Raw genomic sequence first — 19,511 nt, forward strand, 5'->3', positions numbered from 1 at the left:
TGCCTGAACAGCAACGGGCTGTTCACTCCAACAAGGATAAGGAGTTTATTGTGAAAGAGAGCCGCGATTACCTGGAAATGACATTTCATTCCATTAATTGTTTTTCAGACGACGGTACGCTGGACGCTGATGAACTGGAAAAGATTCTCGACATCGCCAAACGCGACGGTGTGGTAGATGACAATGAAAAACGTGTTCTGGGAAATATTATCGGTCAACTGTCCGATAAAGAACTGCGTGGTGAATTACGCCGCAAAGTGGACGAGATCAAATCTGAATACGATCTCTGACCATCAGTCAGGGACGACAGCCGTTTCCGCATAAACGGTTGTCGTCCACCTTCTTTCTTCCCTTCGTCTGAGCGATCAGACAGAAAGCGCAGCTGCGGCCAGCGGGTCTTTATTTGCCAGCCAGGCAATTTCGGCATCGTCATTATGCATAACAATCGTAAGCGCATGATTCAGATCGTAGAGGTCAGCCGGATATTCCGCTTCTGCTAACGCTGTTTGTAATGCGTTCTGAATTGCACTCATCACCTCTGGCGCAGCCCCCCCGGCATTTTCTGCAGACTGGTTACGACATTCCAGAGGACGAACAGGATGAATGACGCAATCCTGCTTTACACTGTAGGGGCATGTTTTCGCTGGTCGGTGAGCGGACTGCTCCTGCCCCAGATTAGCCAGAAAAGCATCGAGCAAACGCAGTCGCATATCGACGCCTTTCTGCTCTAACTGCTGCTCCATGGCGTTCAGATAACGGGCTGCCATAAAGACTTCCGGAGCACTGACGTTAACCGGTGCCTTAGCTGTATTCTGGCAGGAGCCGAAGTCGCTGACTGCTGCGCTGTCTTCTTCATGGTGACGGAAGACATCGCCCGCAAGCGCCGGGATAACGCCGGCAGAATCTTTGTATTTCGTGATGGTGTCAGTGAATAACTGGTTCATCTGCTCCACAAGCACTGCATCGTGACGATTGCTACAACTCATCGTTTCATCCTCTTTCCCGAACGCGCGCGAATTATAGTGAGGAGATGCAGTGCCGGGATCAGCCAAAAGTACGAAGTACCCACACATTGGCGGCTTTGTCGTATCTGGTCTAAGTCCCTGATAATAAGGTCAGAAACTCAGTCCCCAGCTGATCGCCAGCAGGTCCTGATCCATGGTCAGATCCGCTTCACCACCACCGAACTGTGCCGGGATGGAATTACGGCCTTTCACCGTCTGTTCGAAGGCGTGGGTGTAAGCCACAGACAGGCTGTTGGTATCGTTTACGTTCCAGCTGCCGCCCAGACTCAAATGCTCCTGAATCACGCCCGGAGCGAGAATATTCATAAAGGTCTGGTCCTTTTTGATCGGCTGATCTGCATAGCTGTAACCGGCGCGCAGAGAGAATTCGCTGTTCAGTGCGTATTCCGCACCCACTTTGTAGACGTTGATATCGTCCCAGCCAAAACCGGCGCCATTATCAGCACCTAAAGGTGCAGCCAGGCTCAGATCATTACCCACAGATTTCACATCGCTGTAGGCGATGTACTGCCAGTCAGCTGCCAGGGTCAGTGCATCGGTGGCCTGCCAGGCCAGACCCGCGGCGAAGTTTTCCGGAATATCAAAACCACCGTCTTCTGCGAACAGGCCGCTGTAACGATGGAATTCAGAGGTCTCAATTTTTGAGCTCCAGCTCAGGCCGGCTTTCACGCTGTCGCTCAGCTCGCCCTGCCAGCCCAGTTTCACACCCCAGCCGCGGGACACGTCTTTGCCATTATTGGAGACGCGGCTGCCATCCTGTGACATACCAGCGAACGCCTGCACACCGCGTGCTTCGAACTGCTGACGGGTCCAGGTAACACCCAGACCAATGCTGTTGCTGTCATTCAGCCGATAGGCCACGGTACCGGTCACGAACAGCTGCTCCAGATTCACACCGGCACTGCCGCTGGAGCCAAAGTTAGCGAACGGGTTGTTGCCATAGTCGGTGTTCATACCGCCGTTGGCTTACAGCGCCAGGCCATAGCTCAGGGTATCGGAGTGGTGACGGGCAAAGCCCAGTTCAGGAATCAGAAACGATTTGGTGTCGTTAGCATGGTAAGTACCGTCAATGCCGAAGCCGTTGCCGGAGATTTCGCTCTTACGCTTTGGTTCAAAATAGGTCACACCCAGATCCAGTTGCTGATCAGCGCTCAGATTGCTCAGCGACGCTGGGTTGCTGGCAGCGCTCAGACTGTCATGGGCCAGGGCAACGGATACACCCGCCATACCCTGAGCCTTAACACTGGTGCCATGGGTAAAGTAACCATTGGTTGCCTGAGCACTCAGGGTAACCGCAGTAAGGGAAAGCAGGCCGCCAAAACGCAGAACCGTCGACATAAAAAACTCCAAACCAGATCTATAAAGGGCATATCAAATCAGGCCGCGGAGTTTAGAGATGTTTTTTATAACTGATAACTAATATTTCGCAATATCTATATAACCAAGTGCGCAATATCTGATTCAGATATTCATCAGGACGTTTACCGGCATTGTGCTTCCTGCGTCGGCAGCGGTCCCTGAAATCAGCCAGCATCATACTAACGACTGCAGCAAAACACGCCAGTCAGCACGCTCTGACCCCAGCATTCATCAGCCTTGCGGAGAAATGAGACCCAATTGGCATACAGAATAATCCCAGCTACAGATGGCCCCTGCAGGCATTGTAAGGTGAAGAATCAATAACCGGAGCGAGCCATGATTCTGCAAAATATTCACGGCCATGGGCCATCGTTCAGTGCCTGCAACAGGGTATTCAGCTGCGCTAACCTTCTGCCTGTGCAGGCCGGACATGCCGGTCACGCTACGCTGACGACGAGGACCTTGTGATGAAGAAACTGACATTGCTGCTGATGCTGCTGGGGGGCCTTAACGGTTGTGCGACCCTGAGTCAGTCCAGTGGTCTGCAGGTCACCGATGGCCAGGGCTATACCCGCGCCGCAGAAAAACTGTTGGCCGAAGTGCAGAACGCCAACCCTGCCGACAGTGCGCCGGTGGCTGTCATCGCGCTGACCTCTGACACTGAATCCGCTCTATTTAAACAGCAGGACGAGATCATCGCCGCCATGGATGCTGAAGACCTGGGCTTTCTTTATGTAGTTGGTGACGCCGCCCATACCTACAGCCATGGCTATCACCTGTCACAGAACGACAGCCAGCAGCTGCTGGGCAATCATCAGCTGAAAATTCTCATCGTCTCCGCCGACGGTATCAGCCGCAATTCAGTGACTAACCGCACGGCATCCGCCCGTGAACTGATGACCCTGATGGCTAACGCGCGTCAGTAATCGACCTGCCCTTAAGTTATTAACAGGCACTAAAAAAGCCGCCCGTGGGCGGCTTTGCTCTTGCTGAACGCGGGTGCTGTGGCGGTCAGTTAAGGTCGAGGCGTTTACGGATACCAATATGCGGCTCATCCTGATTACCGAATATGGCTTTGATATGCTCGTAACCGCGGCTGATGGCATTGCCATCCATTGCTGAAATCTCGGCATCCTGTGGTTCGAAGGCCAGCAGCATCATGTCCGGGTCCTGATTGCCTTTGTCAAACCAGGCTTCAGCATCCATCGACCAATAGCGGGCAACAGCGCCGCGATCCTGTGATTCAAAAATATCGCCATGAATATCAGCCCAGAAGTGCTCGCGCCCGTTCATCAGGCAGATGTGGGCATGCATCGGCTGATGAATGGCGCCAAACATCTCATTACTGCGTCTGGCGAAGAACCAGATGGTATTCCTTTCGGGATCGGGATATGCCGTCATCGGTTGCATGTAATCGGTAATGCCGTCGACTTCCAGCATCACCCGGTTCTCTTCTCCCAGCTGCTGCCAGAGAGCCTGCTCCGGCTGTTGGGCTATCTGATCAATCATTTTCATAATGCTCTCCCTGAATGACGTTATCTTGCAGGTCGTGCAGGCAGCTGTGTTCAGCTGGCCATTGTTATGTGCGACAGAAAGCCCGGAGGATTGTTCAGATCTTTACCATTCTTTAAAAGCGTGCCGGTTGCCTGCTCAGAAACAAGACAGCTCCGCCTTCAGAGAGTACAATTCGGCATCTTTTTTTCTTATCAACCAGCCAACAAGAAGCAATTCCCATGGGCAGAGCGTTTCAGAACCGCAAAGAATCCATGGCCAAAACGGCCGCGGCAAAAACTAAAGTTTACTCAAAATACGGCCGTGAGATTTACGTCACCGCCAAAGCCGGTGGTTCCGACCCGTCCGGTAACCTGGCGCTGCGCAGTCTGATCGACCGCGCCAAAAAAGATCAGGTGCCAAGCCACGTGATCGACAAAGCACTGGATAAAGCCAATGGCGCCGGCGGCGAAGACTTCCAGCCAGCGCTGTACGAAGGCATTGCCCCAGGCGGCGCCATGGTGCTGATCAGTGCCCTGACCGACAACAACAACCGTACCTTCGGTGAAATCCGTGGCGTGTTCTCCAAGTGCAAAGCCAAACTGGGTTCCCAGGGTTCTGTGTCGCACATGTTCGATCACCGCGCCATGTTCGTATTCGCCGGTGACGACGAAGAGCCAGTACTGGAAGCACTGATGGAAGCGGATGTGGATGTCTCCGACATCGACAGCGAAGACGGCATGATCACTGTACTGGTACCGCCAACCGAGTTCTTCAAAACCAAAACTGCGCTGAACGACATGAACGGCGAGATCGATTTTGAAGTGGAAGAGATTACCTATCTGCCAACCACTGAGCACCCGATTGAAGGTGATGACGTTGCTCAGTTCGAGCGTTTTGCCGGTCTGATCAACGACCTGGAAGACGTTCAGGAAATCTACCACAACGGTACTTTTCCGGAGTAATCAGCCCAGGCTGATCCGGACCTGATCCCGCCAGCGCCTGTATCAGGCGGGGCGGAGAAAGAAAAAGCCACGGCGGATATCCGCTGTGGCTTTTTTATTAACGCATCGTTATCAATCCGTCGTCAGGAAGGCCTGATTATGACGGGTCCGCAGGCTATGGCCACTGCAGATCCTGCGGCAAAGGCATCACCAGCGTCACCCGCAGACCACCGCCCTGCGCATTTTCCAGCAGCAGCTCACCGCCACAGGTTTCCATAATGCGGCTGACAATCGACAAACCGAGTCCCGCACCACTGTCCTGATATTGCTCTGCAGTATCACCTGAGCCAATACTCTCATAGCGGTTTCCGGCGCGGAAAAAACGTTCAGTAAGACGTTGCAGGTCGTCAGCAGGAACCCCCGGACCATGGTCCCGTACACTGAGATACAGTGCAGTGCCCTCCTGACAGAGCCGCGTTTCGACTTCGTGGCCATCGCCGCCATAGCGGATGGCATTATCCACCAGATTGCGCACCGCCATTTCCAGCAGCGACGGGTCCATGTTAACCGCAGGCAGGTTATCAGCGGCATCCAGAGTCAGTTCAACTCTGTGCACATCAGCCTGCCACTGCATCGCAGCCAGTGTGCGGCGCACGGGTTCAGCCAGATCAATGCGGCTGCTGTTAATCTGCTGGTTGTTGTCCATACGGGCAAGAATCAGCAGCTGCTCGAGTAAGCGGCTGGTACGTTCGGTACCCGTCTCCAGTTCTTTCAGTGCCTCATTGAGCTGCTCCGGCGGCAATGTCTGCAAACGCTGTGACTGCAGTTTCAGTACCGCCAGTGGCGTGCGCAATTCGTGGGCGGCGTCATCAACGAAGCGGCGCTCGCGCTCAAGCCCACCAGCCAGACGACTGAACATCTCGTTCAGGCCGTCTACCACCGGCTGCAATTCTTTTGGTGTACGGTGTAACTGAATTGGTTGCAGGTTATCCACCGAGCGGCGACGCAGGCGGCTGCCGAGCTGACGGATCGGCCCCAGACCGTATTCAATGACTGCCAACGCAATCAGAGTACAGAGAATCAGAGCAACGATACCTGATACCCCAAAGATGCCGCCCAGCGCATAAATAATATCCTGCCGCGCATGCGGATATTCCCCCACCATCAGCCAGGCATCTTTGGCAGGGCCATTCTCTCCGGAGGCATTTTTGGTGTGCAGATCAATGACGTAAACCATCCATTCGCGTTTATCGCTTTTATGGTGATAAAAGCCGGCCTTCATCGGTGCCAGCGCATGATCCGGCGCTCCCGGCGAACGGAACAGCAGCTCCCGGCCATCGTTGCGCCAGATCTGAATAAGCCGGGTATTCTCGTACAGCTCAAGCTCTCGCTGAGCGGGCTGTTTATGATCCAGGCTCTGATTCAGGGCTTCGACGATACGCGGCAGGTCTTCCATCAGATCGTCGTCTTCCAGCAGCCCTTTGATCAGCTTGGTGGTTACCGCCAACTCGGCATCGAAGACCTCGTTCACTTCCTGACGTACCAGCATATGGCCCAGCACACTGTTGATCAGAATGGCCAACACCAGCACCAGAAACAGCAACATCAGTAGCGTGCTGCGGATCGACATTTTCATTCTTCAGTCTCCGGATTAAGGCGATAACCGACGCCGCGGACCGTCTGAATCAGACCGTTGTAGAATTTTTTACGTAAATGATGGATGTGAACTTCCAGCGCATTGCTTTCCACTTCTTCACCCCAGCCATACAGGGACTGCTCCAGCTGCTGACGGGTAAACACCTGTCCCGGGCGGTTCAGCAGTGCTTCCAGTAACAGGAATTCGCGCCGCGACAGGGTAACAGCAGCCCCTTGGTAGGAAGCATGATGATTGGCGGTATCAAGCACGATCGCGCCAAAGCGCAGTTCATTCACCGCCGTTACCCCGCTGTTGCGCCGGCCAAGGGCGCGCAGACGGGCAAACAGTTCACTTAAATCAAAGGGCTTGAGCAGATAATCATCGGCACCGGCATCCAGACCTTTGACCCTGTCCTGCACGCTGTCACGGGCCGTGAGAATCAGAATCGGCAGCGGCATCTGCTGCGCACGAACCTCTTCGATCACACGGATGCCATCCAGCCCGGGCAAACCGAGATCCATGATGGCCAGATCAAAATGTTCGGCCTGCAGCGCAGCCAGCGCACTCAGACCCGTCTGTACCCAATCAACAACATAATGCTGCGCCTGCAACGCCTGCTGCAGGCTTTTACCCAACATCATGTCATCTTCAACCAATAGCAGGCGCATCAGCGCACACTCCAGTATTTAACGTCTTGTTCATCAAGAAAGGCTTCCGCATCGGTACCCGTCATCAGCGCCAGCGTGCTGAGCATGCCGGCCTGTACGCAGGTCTGTGCCAGTACCGTGACCGCATGGGGTGCTCCGGCCACTGGCCAGCCACTGCGCGGATCGAGTATGTGGCTGTAGCGCACGCCGTCACGCTGCAGGTAACGCTGACTGTCGCCGCTGGTTGCCAGTGCTCCCTGAGCGATTTCCAGCCGTTCAACGTTCTGTTCGCTGCTGACCTTCTCCACGCCGATCTGCCACAACGAACCGTCCGATCTGGGCCCGTGAGCACGCAGGTCACCACCGAAGTTGACCAGTAAGGCGCCGCCAAACTGCGACTGCAGCAGGGCGAAGACTTTATCCACTGCGTATTCTTTGCCGATACCGCCAAGGTCGATTTCCATCCCGGCGGGCAGCTGCAGTTCTGGCTTTTGCCAGCGTACTTTATCCCAGCCGATCAGCGGCAGCAGCGCATCGATTGCCTCCTGCTGCGGCAGCCGGTCAGAGCCATCAAAGGTCCAGGCGCGGCGCAGCAGACCCGAGGTAATATCAAAGCGGCCGTCGGAAACGTCCCAGAGTTCGGTAGCAAAGTCGATCAGGCCGGCCGTTTCATCATCCAGCTGCAATGGCTTGCCAGCAGCCGCATTGATACGCGCGACTATGCTGTCGTCGCGGTAACGCGAGAATTTTTGTTCGATACGCAGTGTCTCTGCCCGGGCCTGTTGCCCAAGCTCTAATGCCAGTGCGGCATCCGTGGTATCGATCAGAATTTCACACAGGCAGGCCATGGCCGGGAAATTAACCCGGCACCAGCCTTCCAGTTGTGTCAGTTGCAGTTGAAACTTCATGCCGTGCACGGCACTCCTTCTGCAGTGTTACCCCGCAACCCATGCTGCGGGTTTCCATTAAAGTCGCCTACCAGCGGAACGAGTAGCCCACCTGAATCCAGCTGGCTTCAAGCTCAGTAAACTGTGACATGCCATCGAGATCCGATCCGGTTGCCACCGCTTTACGGCTGTTGTCATCCTGCTGTTGATAGTATTCCACACGCACTGAAATTTCTTCATCCTGGCGCAACGGGAATCCAGCCTTGATGCCATAGGTATTGGCACTGAAGGCCGCCAGGCGCGGATCAGAGGAGGCCTCATTCACCAGTGCGGTGACACTGCTGCCAGTGACCGCCACTTCGCTGCCGGCATTCAGGAACGGCTCGTAGAAATCCGCCGCTGTCTGAGTGTAGTAGCGATAGTGAGGTTCGAGATAGAAGTGATCCAACGGCTGCCAGTGATAGGTCAGATCCATGGTATGAGAGTTAATGCCCCAGTCATCGGTCATATAGCGGTAGCCGACATCAATGGCATCGGTACTGCCGATGGCCACTTTATTCTGCCAATAGAGGCTGATCTTCTGGCGGTCTTCCGGCCGGTTCTCGAATACGTAAAGGTAGCGTTCACTGTCATTCGGGTCGGTCACCAGATTGCCGTTATCCACCACGGTCAGAATTTTATACGGATCATTCTGGTAGCCGGATGACTGGCTCAGACCCAGGTTGAACTGGGTAATCCAGCGGCGGTTCAGCACCTGTGTCACGCCCACCATCATATCCACTACCTGTTTGGTATCGTCGCTGCCACTGGTGTTGTGTTCACTCAGTGAACCCAGTGCCTGCGGAATACCACCGTTAGGATTGATGGTGTCGAACTCCAGATTCAGGCCAACAGACAGAGTGGTGTTGTTATTGTTCAGGTCTCGGGCGATGGCACCGTTGACGCTCATGGAGGTGAAGTCGCCTTCGGTGGAATAGGTACCGCCGACGCTGACTTTGTAGTCATCACCCCAGGGCTGAGTCCAGCCCGCGGACAACACAGTGCGAGAGTCTTCAAAGGACGGATCCAGCGGTGTATCACCAGCGTTCACTGTGTAATCGCCACGACCTTCGTACCGTTCCTGCTCTTCTTCATCAGCATCTTCCATACGCGAAGCTGCCGACGCCGAGGTAAACGTCTGCGGCACATTAGCAATAGCAGCACCATTAGGTGAAGAGCCGGTCAGGGAGTCATAAACGATGCGCAGATTAAACGCGCTTTCATCTTCAAATTCCCGTGTCAGACTGAGTACCGGCTCTACCGCCTGCACGCGGTCATCGCTCTCGCTGTAGACCAGCAGGGCGGAGTCAATTTTCCAGTCGCCGTCAGCGGCCTGAACCTGAGTCGTTGCCTGAGCACCGAGCAGTGCCGTCGTGGCCAGCGCCAGACGCTGACCAATCTTTTTGTCTTTTAATTGCATCCGCAACCTCCGCCACCAAAGCCACGGCCACCGGAGCTGGCTTCTTTACTGAAGTAAATATGATCATCAAAGGCGCTTTGCAGCGGGTCCGGGTCCAGTTCCATATGCGGTTTGGCCAGCAGATCGCGCTCCCAGGGTTTTACGCCGGCACAGGCACTGAGTCCGCTCAGGACCACCAGCACCAGTACACTCCGGCTAATCAGTCGCAGCATGATGTTATTCCTCCAGCAGAGCTGAGATTTCGGTTTCGTAGGCGGCTTTGCGCTCAGCGTGGAAGCCTTTGTGCTTCTTACGTGCTTTGCCGTCGCGGCCAATCAGAAAACTGGTCGGCATGGTGTCGACACCAAACTGCCCGGCCATGTCGCCTGACGCGTCGTATTCGATCCGGAACTGAGGGGCGTATTTCTGCAGAAACTTCTGCGCCAGCTCTGGTTCCTGATCCAGATTTACAGCGATCACTTCCAGTCCCTGAGCGGCGTATTTTTCGTGCATGGCTTCCATCCACGGAAAGGACTCACGGCACGGACCACACCAGGAGGCCCAGAAATCCAGGTATACCACTTTGCCTTTCAGCTGATCGAAATCGATGTCGGCAGCCATCGCCTTGAACGGCAGAGCCAGGGCCAGTGCAGCAACACCGGCAAGCAGGGTGTTGCGGAGGGTTTTAAGGGACATGGGCTACCTCAGTAACTCTGTTCGTTGGAATTATGAGTATCAGCATAGAGGCACCGGCTTAAGCCAACCTTAACGGCGCTTAAGACTCCCTTAAGGTTGCCTTAATCCCCGTCAGCCATGCTGTAACCATCAGGAACCTCTGCCGGTGCGCAGCGGGATAACCAAATAAAAAAACACAGACACCAGCAACAGATCAGGTAGCCGCAATGACCCGACTGAGCCAATGGCCCACCCTATTCTTTTTTGTCCTGCTCTCCCTGAGTGACAGCCTGTGGGCTGCCGGACTCCCTGATTTGTCAGCGCTGGAAGAGGAAGACGACAGCTTCCTGCCGGTCAGCGAAGCATTTAAGCCGCAGTTCATACCAGCCGCAGATGGCTATGATGTGCACTTCACCATCGCACCCCATTACTACCTGTATAAAGACCGGCTTAAGCTGAGCGATGACAGCGCGTCTCTGGACATCCGCCAGCCTTCAGAAACCAAGCTGGACAAAAATTTCGGCAAAGTGCAGGTGTTCCATAACGAACTGGATATCCGTATCCACAATCCGTCCGGCGCAGCCCTGACGCTCAGTTATCAGGGCTGTTCTGAACAGGGCCTTTGTTACCCGCCCCAACCACTGGTGCTGAGCACTGAAAGCAGTCCGGTACAGGCCGGAACGGACAGCAGTGATATCGCCAATAAGAGCCTGTGGTGGGTGATTCTCAGTTTCCTCGGGCTGGGCATTGGTCTGTCACTGACGCCCTGTGTGTTCCCGATGATTCCGATTCTGTCGAGCATCATTGCCGGGCAGAGTGCGAATAAGCTTTCCGCCGGTAAAGGCTTCGGACTGGCGCTGTCGTATGTGCTGGGTATGGCCTGCTCCTATGCCCTGATCGGCGTATTGGTCGCCGCCTTTGGCGCCAGGGTAAACCTCGCCGCCTTCACCCAGACGCCCATCGTCATCAGTCTTGCTGCCCTGCTGTTTGTGGTGTTGTCGCTGTCGATGTTCGGTCTGTTCGAACTGCAGCTGCCGTCCTTCCTGCGCAACCGCCTGAACGATTTCAGCAACCGTCAGCAGGGCGGACACCTGCTCAGTACTTTCCTGATGGGTTTCTTTGCGGCCTTAGTGGTCTCGCCCTGTGTGTCGGCGCCATTAGCTGGCGCGCTTATGTATCTGAGCACCACAGGTGATGTGATTACCGGCGGTGCGGCACTGTTCGCGCTGGGCATGGGGATGGGCGTACCACTGCTGATCATAGGTCTCAGCGGCGGCCGCTTACTGCCCAAAGCCGGCAGCTGGATGCTGATCATTAAATCGGCGTTTGGTGTTGGCCTGCTGGCGGTTGCTGTGGGTCTGTTAAGCCGCCTGTTGCCGCCGCCTTATGTTCTCGCACTGAGCGGTATGCTGGCGCTCGGCTGTGCTGTTTATCTTGGTTTGCTGGAAACACCGCAGACTGCCAGACAACGCTTTGCCCGTACTCTGGCTCTGATCAGTGCCGTCACCGGTGTACTGTGGCTGACCGGCGCCGCACAGGGGAATGCTTCACTGCTGCAACCTCTGCGCTCCGGCACCCTGCAGGTTGTAGCGCGGGAACCGGCTGCTGACGTTCAGCACATCGACAGCGTTGCCCAACTGGATGCCATGATTGCCGCCGCCGACAAACCCGTGGTGGTGGATGTTTATGCGGACTGGTGCACCAGTTGCCGTGAGATGGATGAGTTACTGGAGTCCCGGGAGGTGCAGCAGGCACTGTCCGGTTATCAGCTGATCCGTTTTGATATTACCGACAGCAGCCGTGAACAGCTCGACCTGATGGCCAGCTGGCATGTGTTTGGTCCGCCGGCCCTGCAGCGCTTTGACAGAGACGGCAATCGTCACGGTCAGGCGCTGCAGGGGCTGCCACTGAGCAGTGAACTGAAACATTGGCTGGCGCAATAATTCTGGGCTGGTGCAATGATTCTGCAATAAAGGCGTAACCTTACCGTCACATTCCATCTTCACCCTGCATACGATTTTTAATAATTACATCGTATCAAGGGGAAGTGCATGAAACGTAAGCTTCTGGCTCTGGCCATCGGCTGTTCATTACTGGCAGCCTGTGGCGGCAGCAGTAACAATGCAGACAACACGCCTGACAACAACCAGGACAACGCGCCGGAAAATCCGCAACCGGAAACGCCGGATAACACTCCGGTCGGCACCCTGAACCTGGCTCTGCTGGCCACCCATACTGCTGACGAAGACTTCGCCACCAGTGCAGCAGAAATCGTCAGCTACGACACTTGTTCAAACCGTCTGTATGTCGTGAACGCAGAAGCTGAAACCGTTGATGTGCTCGAATACGATGCCACTGCCGGTACCCTGACCAAAGACTCCAGCATTGATCTGTCCGGCGCAGCCGCCGACGCCGGTATCGACATCGGCGCCGCCAACAGCGTTTCCGCCAAAGACTGTAAAGTCGCGGTAGCGATTGAAGCCGACGAAAAACAGGACGACGGCATCATTGCCCTGTACGACTCTGCTGATCTGTCTCTGCTGGCCACTTACTCTGCCGGCGCCCTGCCGGACATGGTGACACTGTCTGCTGACGGCAACTACATCCTGACCGCCAACGAAGGCGAACCATCCGCTGATTACCAGAACGATCCGGAAGGCTCAGTGACCATCGTTGATATCAGCGCAGGTTACGACAGTGCGGTTGTTCATCAGGTGCACTTCCGTGACTTCAACGTCGGTGGCAGCCGCGCCGCTGAACTGCCAGCCGGCGTGCGTATCTCTGGCCCGGCCGGAACGACCGTCGCTCAGGATCTGGAACCTGAATACATGACGCTGAGTGCAGACGGCAGCACCGCCTGGGTTGCACTGCAGGAAAACAATGCCATGGCCATTATTGATGTGGCCAACGCCAGCGTGTCTTCCATCGTCGCTCTGGGCGGGAAGATGTGGGATTCTGCTTCCGCTAACCAACTGGATGCTTCCAACAAAGACGACGGCACAGGTCAGTTCGCCAGCTATGAACAACTGGCTGGTCTGTACATGCCAGACACTCTGGCCAGTGTTGAAATCGGCGGCGCTACCTACGTGCTGTCAGCCAACGAAGGTGATGGCCGTGAGTACGTCTATGAAACCTCTCAGCAGACCTGCGAAGCAGCCGGTCAGATCTGGGATGGTGATGACTTCAGCGGTACTCCGGGTTACAGCCTGAATACCGATGACTGTATCTCCCACATCGATGAGATGCGCGGCGGTGATCTGTACGATCTGGTTGATGAAGCACATCCACTGTACGACGCACTGGACGACAACGATCAGCTGAAGCGTCTCAAGTTTGTTGTTGATAGCGATTCTTACGGCGCGGCAGATACTCTGTACGCCTTTGGTGCCCGTTCTTTCTCCATCTGGAACGCGGCCGGTGAGCTGGTGTTCGACAGCGGTGACGATATCGCCAAACGCGTATTCGCTGCTGATGGCGACAACTTCAACTCAGACAACGAAAGCAACGACTCTGCCGACAGCCGCAGCGATGACAAAGGTGTTGAACCAGAAGCCATCGAAGTCGCGACCATTGGCAGCCGTGTGTTCGCCTTTATCGGCCTTGAGCGCCAGGGCGGTATCATGGTGTATGAGATCACCGATCCGACTGCACCTGTGTTCCAGTCTTACCTGAACAACCGCGATTTCAGCGAACCGGTATGCACCGAAGTGGATGAAGATGCCGAATGTGATAACGACACCTACAACACCGCTGCCGGTGACCTGGGTCCTGAGTCCATCGAATACTTCAGCCGTGACGACAAGCACTACATTGCGGTTGGTAACGAAGTCAGTGGCACGACCTCTGTGTACGAACTGACCTTTACTGAATAAACAGGTCTGAAGCCTGCGGTGGCGGCATGCCCGTCACACATTCCGAAAGCCGCTCTTTGCGTACAAAGAGCGGCTTTTTTATTTTCCGCCGTCTGAGCCGAGTGCTTGCAGTAAGCCGCCAGACAACACCAATGTCTTACGGCATAAACACTGGATAGACTGTTGCACCGGGCCATGATCATTCTCTGATCAATAAGTGCTAGACTCACTTTCCCCTGCCATCCTGGCACTGACTTACCCTTTTCGCTCATTTAATAAAACCGATACCCATGAACACCTCCAGCCATCGCCTGAACCGCAACGACGCCAAAACGCTGAGCCTCTCCGCCCTTGGTGGCGCCCTCGAATTTTATGATTTCGTTATTTACGTCTATTTTGCCAACGTCGTTGGTCATCTGTTTTTTCCGCCCAATATGCCGGAGTGGCTCACCCAGGTGCAGACCTACGGGATTTTTGCCGCCGGTTATTTAGCGCGACCGCTGGGTGGCGTGGTGATGGCTCACTTCGGTGACCTGCTGGGCCGTAAGCGGATGTTTATGTTCAGTATTTTTCTGATGGCCGTGCCAACCCTGGCCATTGGTCTGATGCCGACTTACGCCACCATCGGTATCGCCGCACCACTGTTGTTGCTGCTGTTCCGGGTGATGCAGGGGGCAGCCATCGGCGGTGAAGCACCAGGCGCCTGGGTTTTCGTGACCGAGCATGTATCACCGCGTCACACCGGTCTGGCCTGCGGTACGCTGTCCGGCGGGCTGGTCGCCGGCATTCTGATCGGTTCACTGGTCGCCACTGGCGTGCACGCCAGCATGAGTGCTGAAGCCGTGAACGAGTGGGGCTGGCGTCTGCCTTTTATTCTGGGTGGTCTCTTTGGCTTTGTGACCATGTACCTGCGTCGCTGGCTGCACGAAACACCGGTCTTCACGGAAATGCAGGAACGCCAGCAACTGGCCGAAGAGCTGCCGATCAAAACCGTGGTGAAAGATCATCTGCCGTCTGTCACCATTTCCATGGCCGTCACCTGGGTACTGACCGCAGCCATCGTGGTAACCATTCTGATGACCCCGGCACTGCTGCAGAAAATGGCTGGCCTCGACCCACAACAGTCACTGGAAGCCAACAGTCTGGCGATTGTCGCGCTGTTTATTGGCTGTGTGATCTCAGGTTCATTGGCCGACCGTTTTGGCAACGGCCCGATCATGGCCATTTTCTCTGTCGGTCTGGCCATCAGCTACGCCGTCTTTTTCAGCCTGATGCTGAACGATACCAGCCTGTTGTTCGTGCTCTATCCGGTGGTGGGTTTCTTTGCTGGTCTGGTCGGTGTGGTGCCATCCATTGCGGTAAAAAGCTTTCCGGCAGCCATCCGCTTTACCGGTCTGTCTTTCTCTTACAACCTGGCCTACGCCATCTTCGGTGGCACCACGCCGTTGGTGGTCAGCATGCTGCTGGGCTATAACCCGCTGGCACCTGTGTATTACGTCAGCGCGGTCGCTTTGATTGGTGTGATTGCCTCGCTGGCGGTGATCCGCTTCCGTCGCCAGCTGGATCTTTCGCCCCTGCCGGCCTGAACGAATCCGCCAGCCTGAACGAATCCACCGGCCAGCCATAAAAAAACGCCGCTCTGATCACTCAGCGCGGCGTTTTTTATGGGTCGTATATATGGCCGGATGTCTTTACTGAATACTGATCAGCGATGACGGCGCTCTGCGCGCAGATCAACAATCACCTCAGCCGTTTGCGGACGTTCGCCACGCCATAAGGTAAATGCTTCTGCCGCCTGCTCCACCAGCATGCCCAGACCATCAATGGTTTTAGCCGCGCCCAGATCGTGCGCCCACTGGTTAAACACGGTCAGGCCACTGCCATACATCATGTCGTAGGTCACTGTGGTATCGCTGACCACACTGGGTGACAGCGGTGGCAGATCGCCACTGAGGCTGGCAGACGTGCCATTAATAATGACATCAAAGCTGCCTTCTACATCATCAAAACCACAGCCACGGATATTGCCCAGATCGGCAAAGTCCGCTGCCAGCTGTTCAGCTTTGGCGACAGTACGGTTCGCGATTATCAGCTCCGCTGGTTTCTGCTCCAGCAAAGGCTGCAGCACACCACGTACTGCACCACCGGCGCCCAGCAGCAGGATGCGTTTATCGGTCAGAACAACGCCGTTGTTAACGGTCAGGTCGCGCACCAGACCAACACCATCAGTGTTGTCGGCAAATACGCTGCCGTCTGCCATTTTCTTCAGGGTGTTTACCGCACCGGCGCGCTTCGCCCGGTCGCTGTGCTGATCAGCAAAGCGATAGGCGTCTTCCTTAAACGGCACAGTGATATTCAGACCCGTGCCGCCGTGGCGGAAAAATTTTTCTGCGGCGCTGTCGAAACCTTCCAGTGGTACCAGCTGAGCGGTGTACAGCATGTCCTGCTGTGACTGTTCAGCAAACTGCGCATGAATCTGCGGTGATTTGCTGTGGTTGATGGGATTGCCCATCACACTATAAAGGTCGGTCATCTGTGTTCTTCGGTCTCCTCAGACCCATTCTTTATGAGGCAGAAAATCGGTGTAGAGTTTTTCTTCTGCGGATCCGGCTTCTGGCTGCCAGTCGTAATCCCAGTGCACCACAGGTGGCAGCGACATCAGAATCGATTCGGTACGGCCGCCGGTCTGCAGACCAAAGATCGTGCCGCGGTCAAACACCAGGTTGAATTCCACGTAACGGCCACGGCGATAACACTGGAACTTGCGCTCACGCTCGCCGTACTCTGTTTCTTTACGCTTCGCCACAATCGGCACATAGGCGTCGATGTAGCCATTACCGACCGCCTGCATAAATGCGAAGCTTTTTTCAAAATTAAGTTCATCATCCCAGCGATTTAAATCGTCAAAAAATAAACCGCCGACACCACGGGCTTCGTCGCGGTGCTTCAGGTAGAAGTAGTCGTCACACCACTTTTTGTATTTCGGGAAGATCTCTTCGCCGAACGGCTGACACAGATCTTTCGCCGTCTGATGCCAGTGCACCACGTCTTCTTCGAAGCCATAGTACGGCGTTAAATCGAAACCACCGCCCATCCACCAGACTGGCTCTTCGCCTTCTTTCTCGGCGACGAATAAGCGCACATTGGCATGGGACGTCGGCACATAAGGGTTATGCGGGTGAATCACCAACGACACGCCCAGCGCCTGAAAACTGCGCCCGGCAAGTTCCGGGCGGGAGGCTGTCGCCGACGCCGGCAGACGCTCACCGCGCACATGGGAAAAATTCACGCCGCCTTTTTCAATCACGCCGCCATCAGCAATCACACGGGTACGGCCACCGCCGGTCAGCGCCAGCTGGCCTTCGGCTTCTTCCCGCTCCCAGGCGTCTTCAACAAACTGAGCTTTACCATCCTGAGCTTCCAGAGCAGCACAGATACGGTCCTGCAGATCGAGCAGAAAGGCTTTTACGGCGGCCACATCACAGCCGGAATTGGTCGTCATAGTCTTCTCCTAGCGCAGGCGTTCGCCGCTCAGGGTACGGATTTCAGAAGGCTGATTACGGCCACCCAGATCACCGGGCAGAATATAATCCAGCTGTTCGTGGAAATACTGGCGCACTTTCAGACGCGAACGCGCAGGCTCTTTACCCGCCGGGTTCGCCGAAGTGGATACCAGAGGTCCGGTTTCTTCACACAGGGCACGCACCAGCGGGTGATCACTGATACGCACCGCCAGCGTATTGTGGGTACCGCGCAGCATGGGCGACACCCATTCTTTGCAGGGTAGCACCCAGGTCACCGGGCCGGGCCAGGTGGACCAGACTTTCTCAAGACCGGAACTGTTCAGCGGCTCGATCCAGTCGTGCAGCTGCTCCAGTGACGCAGCCACCAGCAGCAGACCTTTCTGCCACGGGCGCTGTTTCAGATCGAGGATACGCTGAATGGCGTCGTCGTCGGCCGGATCACAGCTCAGACCCCAGACGGCTTCTGTGGGACAGGCGATAACACCACCACGCTCAACGGCGTGAACGGCGCGGGAGATATGCCAGGAATTCATGGGAGTGGCCTTGCGAAACACAAAGGCGGCACACTATACCATGGCCGCCAGAGCGGCAAGTGGGCAAAAATACACAGGTTGCCCAGCGCCAGCTCAAATGCAGGGTTCAGTCTTTATCTACCGCCCCACGCCCCAGCATCAGGTACGCCCCCAGTGCCAGTACGATCAGAAAGATAATCAGCATCTGTATAAAGTCCGCGGCATCAGCGGGTTCCGCCTGCGGCTTAGCTTCTGCCTCCTGCGGTTGCTCTTCTTCCTGCTGACGCTCTGGCTCCTGCCCGCTGTCCGCGTAAGACCCAGGTGCGTTCAGTGCGTCAGATTCCTGTGCTTGCTCAGGTTGTGGTTGCTCAGGTTGTAGTTGCTCAGATTCCGGAAGCTCAGTCCGCTGTTCTGCTGCCAGAGCGGTAGCCGATGGGTCATCAGCAGCGTAAGAGGTCCGGTCGATGTCGAACATATGTTCGCCGCTCATTGCGCCACCGGCGGTGGGCGTCTGCGCTGGAGACTCAGCCGGAATGTTGGTAGCGGCCACGGTTGTGTCTGTGTTGGCCTCTGCCTTGTTGCTGGCAAGTACCTCTGGCGAAGCGCTCACAGATGTCTCCGGGGACTGATCCAGAGTAGTATCGGGAGATTGATCCAGAGACTTATCGAGATACGTTGCGTCCACCGCTGCTAACAGCGCAGGCCGCAGGGCTCTGCCTGCAATCACGGGTGCCGGTAACTGCCCGCGGGAACCGAACTGCCAGAACTCTGCAGACCACTGCGGGTACACAGCACGGCCGTCACCGCGGCAGGCGGTATTCTCAGCCGAAGTCGGGCAACGCAACATGCGCAACAGAACCTCACCGCTCTCTCCCTCCGGAGCGTTCACATCGAACAACTGATCGATTTTCGCGCCGGATTCCGTTTTGCTGACAACCATGGTGTGCTGAATATGCAGAGGCAGGTAGCGGTTTATATCACCAGCGACAGGCAAACCAGCATTGATGGCATCCCGCACGACCAGGCAATTATCGATGTAAGCACGCCCCTGAACAAAACCAACCACATGTCCGGGAATCGAAGGCTGAATACTGCGGATCTGTCTGCTGGCCGCCAGGCAACCATTAATGCGTCCTTCAGGCCCGAAATAACCCACCATGCCGCCGGTATATTTGCCACCCGTTATCGTCCCCTGAGAGACCGAACGGATAATGGGTGCATCACGATCGCTGAATCCGGCAATGCCGCCACTGTTTTCAGTGTCCTTGTCTGCGACCAGTTCCCCGGAGAAATAACTGTCACGAACTTCCGAATTTAACAGGGTGCCGATCAGTCCGCCGGCGTCTTTACCGCCGCGCACGACAGCCTCACCGCGGAGGCCGCTGAGCTTGCTGCTGTGTGTTTCACCGACAACGCCGCCAACCCGGACACTGCCATGCACGACGCCTTTGACCGTAACATTGCTGATGACTGAATTTTCCGCTCCACCAGCCAGAATCCCTGAACACCAATGAAAAAACAG

General features: G+C 55.7%; 20 protein-coding genes. 6 read left to right on the forward strand and 14 right to left on the reverse strand.

The window, feature by feature from the left end; genetic code table 11:
• The first annotated feature begins 50 nt into the window (after positions 1-50).
• Positions 51-290 carry a hypothetical protein gene (locus tag B2Z72_RS17085; RefSeq protein WP_296981689.1) on the forward strand — a complete coding sequence of 80 codons (240 nt, stop codon included), beginning with the start codon at positions 51-53 and terminating at the stop codon, positions 288-290.
• A gap of 75 nt (positions 291-365) precedes the next feature.
• Here B2Z72_RS17085 and B2Z72_RS17090 read toward each other — a convergent pair whose 3' ends face one another.
• From B2Z72_RS17090 to B2Z72_RS17100, 3 genes are all read right to left on the reverse strand, one after another.
• The gene (locus B2Z72_RS17090; protein ID WP_296981687.1) at positions 366-986 is read right to left on the reverse strand and encodes a hypothetical protein; all 621 of its coding nucleotides are present in this window, start codon (positions 984-986) and stop codon (positions 366-368) included.
• Positions 987-1,115: 129 nt separating this feature from the next.
• Complete coding sequence (locus tag B2Z72_RS17095) at positions 1,116-1,979, reverse strand: OmpP1/FadL family transporter (protein ID WP_296981686.1); 864 nt, start codon at positions 1,977-1,979, stop codon at positions 1,116-1,118.
• 12 nt (positions 1,980-1,991) lie between these two features.
• A complete protein-coding gene (locus tag B2Z72_RS17100; RefSeq protein WP_296981684.1) occupies positions 1,992-2,363 on the reverse strand; it encodes a hypothetical protein in 372 nt (123 codons plus the stop codon).
• 488 nt (positions 2,364-2,851) lie between these two features.
• Between B2Z72_RS17100 and B2Z72_RS17105 the strand changes: the two genes are divergently transcribed.
• Positions 2,852-3,310 carry a hypothetical protein gene (locus B2Z72_RS17105; RefSeq protein ID WP_296981683.1) on the forward strand — a complete coding sequence of 153 codons (459 nt, stop codon included), beginning with the start codon at positions 2,852-2,854 and terminating at the stop codon, positions 3,308-3,310.
• A gap of 85 nt (positions 3,311-3,395) precedes the next feature.
• Here B2Z72_RS17105 and B2Z72_RS17110 read toward each other — a convergent pair whose 3' ends face one another.
• The gene (locus tag B2Z72_RS17110; RefSeq protein ID WP_296981682.1) at positions 3,396-3,899 is read right to left on the reverse strand and encodes a pyridoxamine 5'-phosphate oxidase family protein; all 504 of its coding nucleotides are present in this window, start codon (positions 3,897-3,899) and stop codon (positions 3,396-3,398) included.
• Positions 3,900-4,117: 218 nt separating this feature from the next.
• On the opposite strand from B2Z72_RS17110, the gene B2Z72_RS17115 reads away from it, so the two are divergent.
• Positions 4,118-4,840 carry a YebC/PmpR family DNA-binding transcriptional regulator gene (locus B2Z72_RS17115; protein WP_296981680.1) on the forward strand — a complete coding sequence of 241 codons (723 nt, stop codon included), beginning with the start codon at positions 4,118-4,120 and terminating at the stop codon, positions 4,838-4,840.
• Between the two features lie 154 nt (positions 4,841-4,994).
• Here the strand turns inward: B2Z72_RS17115 and B2Z72_RS17120 are convergent, their stop codons facing one another.
• The 6 genes from B2Z72_RS17120 to B2Z72_RS17145 form a co-directional block, all read right to left on the reverse strand.
• A complete protein-coding gene (locus B2Z72_RS17120) occupies positions 4,995-6,455 on the reverse strand; it encodes an ATP-binding protein (protein ID WP_296981678.1) in 1,461 nt (486 codons plus the stop codon).
• Positions 6,452-7,123, reverse strand: coding sequence for a response regulator (locus B2Z72_RS17125; protein ID WP_296981676.1), 672 nt, complete (start codon positions 7,121-7,123; stop codon positions 6,452-6,454). Before B2Z72_RS17125 ends, B2Z72_RS17120 begins: the two co-directional genes overlap by 4 nt.
• Positions 7,123-8,010 carry an FAD:protein FMN transferase gene (locus tag B2Z72_RS17130; protein ID WP_296981674.1) on the reverse strand — a complete coding sequence of 296 codons (888 nt, stop codon included), beginning with the start codon at positions 8,008-8,010 and terminating at the stop codon, positions 7,123-7,125. Before B2Z72_RS17130 ends, B2Z72_RS17125 begins: the two co-directional genes overlap by 1 nt.
• A 67-nt stretch (positions 8,011-8,077) precedes the next feature.
• Positions 8,078-9,448, reverse strand: a complete 1,371-nt coding sequence (locus B2Z72_RS17135) for a DUF3570 domain-containing protein (protein WP_296981672.1) — start codon at positions 9,446-9,448, stop codon at positions 8,078-8,080.
• Entirely contained in the window at positions 9,439-9,660 is a 222-nt protein-coding gene (locus B2Z72_RS17140) for a DUF4266 domain-containing protein (RefSeq protein WP_296981670.1), read from the reverse strand. Before B2Z72_RS17140 ends, B2Z72_RS17135 begins: the two co-directional genes overlap by 10 nt.
• A 4-nt stretch (positions 9,661-9,664) precedes the next feature.
• Positions 9,665-10,123 carry a TlpA disulfide reductase family protein gene (locus tag B2Z72_RS17145; protein ID WP_296981669.1) on the reverse strand — a complete coding sequence of 153 codons (459 nt, stop codon included), beginning with the start codon at positions 10,121-10,123 and terminating at the stop codon, positions 9,665-9,667.
• A 206-nt stretch (positions 10,124-10,329) separates the two neighbouring features.
• On the opposite strand from B2Z72_RS17145, the gene dsbD reads away from it, so the two are divergent.
• The 3 genes from dsbD (at position 10,330) to B2Z72_RS17160 (ending at position 15,539) form a co-directional block, all read left to right on the forward strand.
• Positions 10,330-12,045: a protein-disulfide reductase DsbD gene (gene dsbD / locus B2Z72_RS17150; protein WP_296981668.1), complete on the forward strand. Its 1,716-nt coding sequence runs from the start codon at positions 10,330-10,332 to the stop codon at positions 12,043-12,045.
• A 108-nt stretch (positions 12,046-12,153) separates the two neighbouring features.
• A complete protein-coding gene (locus tag B2Z72_RS17155) occupies positions 12,154-13,974 on the forward strand; it encodes a choice-of-anchor I family protein (protein WP_296981667.1) in 1,821 nt (606 codons plus the stop codon).
• Positions 13,975-14,243: 269 nt separating this feature from the next.
• A complete protein-coding gene (locus B2Z72_RS17160) occupies positions 14,244-15,539 on the forward strand; it encodes an MFS transporter (RefSeq protein ID WP_296981665.1) in 1,296 nt (431 codons plus the stop codon).
• A gap of 119 nt (positions 15,540-15,658) precedes the next feature.
• Here B2Z72_RS17160 and aroE read toward each other — a convergent pair whose 3' ends face one another.
• The 4 genes from aroE to B2Z72_RS17180 all read right to left on the reverse strand — a co-directional run.
• A complete protein-coding gene (gene aroE, locus B2Z72_RS17165) occupies positions 15,659-16,486 on the reverse strand; it encodes a shikimate dehydrogenase (protein ID WP_296981663.1) in 828 nt (275 codons plus the stop codon).
• 18 nt (positions 16,487-16,504) lie between these two features.
• Positions 16,505-17,455 (reverse strand): oxygen-dependent coproporphyrinogen oxidase, encoded by a 951-nt coding sequence (gene hemF, locus B2Z72_RS17170; protein WP_296981661.1) that lies wholly within the window; start codon positions 17,453-17,455, stop codon positions 16,505-16,507.
• A 9-nt stretch (positions 17,456-17,464) separates the two neighbouring features.
• Positions 17,465-18,010 carry an L-threonylcarbamoyladenylate synthase gene (locus B2Z72_RS17175; RefSeq protein ID WP_296981659.1) on the reverse strand — a complete coding sequence of 182 codons (546 nt, stop codon included), beginning with the start codon at positions 18,008-18,010 and terminating at the stop codon, positions 17,465-17,467.
• A 106-nt stretch (positions 18,011-18,116) separates the two neighbouring features.
• Positions 18,117-19,511 (reverse strand): hypothetical protein (locus B2Z72_RS17180; protein ID WP_297005380.1); only part of this gene is annotated, 1,395 nt, incomplete at its 5' end.

The organism is Thalassolituus sp. UBA6592 (assembly GCF_002433655.1).
In the GTDB taxonomy this organism is placed as follows: Bacteria; Pseudomonadota; Gammaproteobacteria; order Pseudomonadales; family Oceanobacteraceae; genus Venatoribacter.

Coding starts and splice junctions, on each gene's coding strand:
- B2Z72_RS17105 (WP_296981683.1), top strand. CDS start 2,852: ATGAAGAAACTGACATTGCTGCTGATGCTGCTGGGGGGCCTTAACGGT.
- B2Z72_RS17100 (WP_296981684.1), bottom strand. CDS start 2,363: ATGTCGACGGTTCTGCGTTTTGGCGGCCTGCTTTCCCTTACTGCGGTT.
- B2Z72_RS17135 (WP_296981672.1), bottom strand. CDS start 9,448: ATGCAATTAAAAGACAAAAAGATTGGTCAGCGTCTGGCGCTGGCCACG.
- aroE (WP_296981663.1), bottom strand. CDS start 16,486: ATGACCGACCTTTATAGTGTGATGGGCAATCCCATCAACCACAGCAAA.
- B2Z72_RS17090 (WP_296981687.1), bottom strand. CDS start 986: ATGAGTTGTAGCAATCGTCACGATGCAGTGCTTGTGGAGCAGATGAAC.
- B2Z72_RS17115 (WP_296981680.1), top strand. CDS start 4,118: ATGGGCAGAGCGTTTCAGAACCGCAAAGAATCCATGGCCAAAACGGCC.
- B2Z72_RS17145 (WP_296981669.1), bottom strand. CDS start 10,123: ATGTCCCTTAAAACCCTCCGCAACACCCTGCTTGCCGGTGTTGCTGCA.
- B2Z72_RS17155 (WP_296981667.1), top strand. CDS start 12,154: ATGAAACGTAAGCTTCTGGCTCTGGCCATCGGCTGTTCATTACTGGCA.
- B2Z72_RS17130 (WP_296981674.1), bottom strand. CDS start 8,010: ATGAAGTTTCAACTGCAACTGACACAACTGGAAGGCTGGTGCCGGGTT.
- B2Z72_RS17095 (WP_296981686.1), bottom strand. CDS start 1,979: ATGAACACCGACTATGGCAACAACCCGTTCGCTAACTTTGGCTCCAGC.
- B2Z72_RS17120 (WP_296981678.1), bottom strand. CDS start 6,455: ATGAAAATGTCGATCCGCAGCACGCTACTGATGTTGCTGTTTCTGGTG.
- B2Z72_RS17125 (WP_296981676.1), bottom strand. CDS start 7,123: ATGCGCCTGCTATTGGTTGAAGATGACATGATGTTGGGTAAAAGCCTG.
- dsbD (WP_296981668.1), top strand. CDS start 10,330: ATGACCCGACTGAGCCAATGGCCCACCCTATTCTTTTTTGTCCTGCTC.
- B2Z72_RS17160 (WP_296981665.1), top strand. CDS start 14,244: ATGAACACCTCCAGCCATCGCCTGAACCGCAACGACGCCAAAACGCTG.
- B2Z72_RS17175 (WP_296981659.1), bottom strand. CDS start 18,010: ATGAATTCCTGGCATATCTCCCGCGCCGTTCACGCCGTTGAGCGTGGT.
- hemF (WP_296981661.1), bottom strand. CDS start 17,455: ATGACGACCAATTCCGGCTGTGATGTGGCCGCCGTAAAAGCCTTTCTG.
- B2Z72_RS17110 (WP_296981682.1), bottom strand. CDS start 3,899: ATGAAAATGATTGATCAGATAGCCCAACAGCCGGAGCAGGCTCTCTGG.
- B2Z72_RS17140 (WP_296981670.1), bottom strand. CDS start 9,660: ATGCTGCGACTGATTAGCCGGAGTGTACTGGTGCTGGTGGTCCTGAGC.